Annotated in this window: 3 protein-coding genes; 2 read left to right on the forward strand and 1 reads right to left on the reverse strand. The window is 34.7% G+C overall.

Translation table 11 applies throughout. The features are described from left to right. Window positions 1–186: 186 nt before the first annotated feature. Window positions 187–636: a hypothetical protein gene (locus ACQEXU_RS21755; RefSeq protein ID WP_367989466.1), complete on the reverse strand. Its 450-nt coding sequence runs from the start codon at window positions 634–636 to the stop codon at window positions 187–189. 305 nt (window positions 637–941) lie between these two features. On the opposite strand from ACQEXU_RS21755, the gene ACQEXU_RS21760 reads away from it, so the two are divergent. Both ACQEXU_RS21760 and ACQEXU_RS21765 read left to right on the forward strand, forming a co-directional pair. Beyond that, window positions 942–2,258, forward strand: coding sequence for an AAA family ATPase (locus ACQEXU_RS21760; protein WP_427012279.1), 1,317 nt, complete (start codon window positions 942–944; stop codon window positions 2,256–2,258). After that, window positions 2,258–3,112, forward strand: coding sequence for a DUF4435 domain-containing protein (locus tag ACQEXU_RS21765; protein WP_427012280.1), 855 nt, complete (start codon window positions 2,258–2,260; stop codon window positions 3,110–3,112). The genes ACQEXU_RS21760 and ACQEXU_RS21765 overlap by 1 nt, the downstream gene beginning before the upstream one ends. Window positions 3,113–3,249 lie beyond the last annotated feature (137 nt).

The following is a 3,249-nucleotide window of genomic DNA, read 5'->3' on the forward strand; positions in this document are numbered from 1 at the left end:
ATTCTATTTCATAAGATATTTGAAATTTCTCAACCCAAGTCACGTATAGAGCTGGCTCATAACGCCGCATTAAGGTGCGAACAACGCTAAACATCCAACCGAAACCACTGCACCTTAAACACTGAAACCGAGTTTAAACTGAAATCGCCAAGCGTTGTGAGTCACTCTTAAATGCTTTGTTATCTCTCATTTTACAACGATTATTTTCTCTAGTTCTTTGGGCCTAATATCGTGTGATGAATATCGAATTCCTGCAACTCGATACCCCGTTATGGAAGAACCTATCAACAAAACACCAAAATATAACGTCTCATTGCTCTGATCAATTTGTTCCACATACACTGAAATTTTATTATTTTCTCTATTCACTAATATATGTGTGATTTCATATTTTTCATTCTCTTTGTTTACACTATCAGCCACCGCCTTAAACTTGGCAAATGTCAGCTTACTTCTCATTACTTCATGAGATTTTTCATAAGCTGCCTTTACATCATTTTCAATAAACAAAGTTCGTATAAAGTCAGTAGTTTCTTTCAGAGCTTCCGATTCACTATGCACAGTCATAAAGGTATTGACTGAAGCATTCGCAAACATTGAAGTTAAGAACAATATAAAAAAGACAAATTTATTCAAAATATTCTCCTAGAGAGATAACGCCGCATTAAGGTGTGAGCGACGCTACCACAAAACTAAACCATACCACCGTAAACACGAAACCCAACGATGGAATGAAAAATGCCAAGCGTTGCGAATCACTCTTAAATGCTTTGTTAGCTGTACAAGTACGTAAGTGCCTCTTTTTCGTATAAAACCACATAGCGAGATTTCAAACCAAACACTTATAGTGCATAATGTTTCGTATTACCAAATTATAACTAAGTAAGAGTATATGTTCTATGAAATTGACTAGGTTTTACGCAAACAAAGTGCATGATTACATGGACTTTGATATTAATTTTAATGAGGATGTTAACTTTCTGATTGGCTCTAACGGTTCAGGAAAGACAACCGCTATCAAAATGATTAAAGCACTGTTGACACCAAATATTTCTGAACTTTTAGATATTAACTTTGAAAGTTGTGGTGTTGTTTTTTCTAGAAATGGTAAAGAAAAAGAAATCTTTTTCGAAAGAAAGAGCCGACGTGGCAACGAGTTTAGTATTCATTACGATGGAAGTATTCTAACTTTTAGCCCTCCAGAAATATACCACAGTGAGCGTATCTACCATAATAGTGAATCAACACACGATAGCTACTTAGAGCTTGAGTCAATTTCCAACCAAGAAATTTTTAACAAAATCAGAAAGCTTCCGACGCCTATTTTTCTTGGTGTGGATAGAAAAAGTGGGAATAATCCTCAAGTATCATCAAGAGCTATGCGAGACAATATGATGACTTCAGCAAGGGCAAGAAAAAACCTTGCAAGAGGAGTGCTAGGGGACGCATTAATTGAAACACAGCTTATGATACAAGATGCATATAAAGGAATAAGAAGTCTGGAAGAGAAGCAAGGAGGAGATCTTAGAGATAGCATCCTTAAATCTTCTTTCAAATTTTCCAGTTCAAGTATTGTTGATTTTGAAAGTCCTGGTCGAAACCTGTCTCAAGTAAGTCAGTTAATTAACAAAAAGCAAGAGATAAACAACGCAATTAGGAAAATAGTTCATACTGATGAATCCCTTTCACAGGAAGTAGATAATTTCTTTGATAATCTAGAAAGTTTATTATACGAGTTAAAAACATCGAAAGATAACGCTACCCTCAACCTTAACTTTATTATAAATCAAGTTCAAATAAATAGGATATCAGACCTTGTTGGTGTTATTGATAGTTATGATAAAAAAATAAAAGAAATATACAAACCAGTCAATGAGTTCTTAAAGACAATTAATAAATTTTTCTCTGACTCTGGAAAGGAAATTGCTGTTGATCCAGTAGGCAGACTATTAATCAGGATAGAAAAAAGAAGAAAGCTCTATAACGTTGATTGTCTTTCATCAGGTGAAAGACAGCTGTTAATTATCATAGCTAATGTGCTATTTAACAAATATAGCAATCCACTATCTTCAAAGCAAAGTATTATTATTATCGATGAGCCTGAGCTTTCTCTACATATGAGATGGCAAGAAATGTTTTCAGAAATAATTCTTGAGTCAAATCCAGAAACACAATTTGTACTAGCAACACATTCTCCAGATATAGTTGGTGGACTTACAAACAAGTGCAAGAAAGTTAAAAAGGCAGTTGATAAGTAATGCTTACTAGAAATTTAAAAGCTAGAGTTGCTAAAGCAACCTTTTATGATGAGTATAATGAAATAGATATCTTCATTGAAGACACGGCACATGGCTACAAAAAGCTATTTTTGAAGTTAGTTCAACGAGTATTAGGTCCAGACTATAAAGTAGAGAATGTTTTTCCCTTGGGAGGCAGGCTTGAGGTTTTGGAGTCTTGTAGACATGACCAAGCACCGAGAGATAGAGCAAGACTGTTTATTGTAGACGGGGATTTGTACTTGCTTTGTGGAGAAAGTGAATGTACAAATCTTCGAGGGCTATATGTTTTACCTAGGTATTGTATAGAAAACCACCTAATTTGTAGCGAGTCTATTCTTTCAATACTTGAGCAAGAAGACGCCGAAAAAACATATGAAGTACTGGAACAACATTTCGATTATTCAGGATGGGTATCCATTAACAAAGACAAACTAATTGATTTGTACCTTGAATATGCAATAGCAAAAAAAATAGCACCGTCATTACAAACCGTTGCATTTGGATATAGTAAATTAATATCCTCAAACAGTGGTGAAATTGATCAAACCAAAGTGGAAAATAGAATTTCAACCTTAAGATCAGATATTATAGAAATTTCCGGAGAAGAACTATACGAGACAACTAGGAGTCAAATATCCAGTCTAATCGATTATAATGAAGATTCATTGTTACGTTTTATTTCTGGTAAGGATATGCTTATGCCTTTGTTGATGATGAGAAGTAAGAGATTAGTCAATTTTAAGGCTCCAAATCTATCAATAAAGATGCGGATTGCAGATATATGTAATTTGGAGTCATTATCCTCCATGCCTGAACATGTATACGCAAGTTAACTTTAAATGTGCGGATATTTAATCCGCACATTTAAATCGTGCTAGGGTAATAAGTACAGCTAACGCCCAATTAAGGTGTGAAGCACGCGACCACGACACTAAATTGGATCGCCATAAACACAGAACTAAACCCGAAC

The sequence above is a fragment of the Vibrio sp. TRT 21S02 genome (assembly GCF_050113675.1).
In the GTDB taxonomy this organism is placed as follows: domain Bacteria; phylum Pseudomonadota; class Gammaproteobacteria; order Enterobacterales; family Vibrionaceae; genus Vibrio.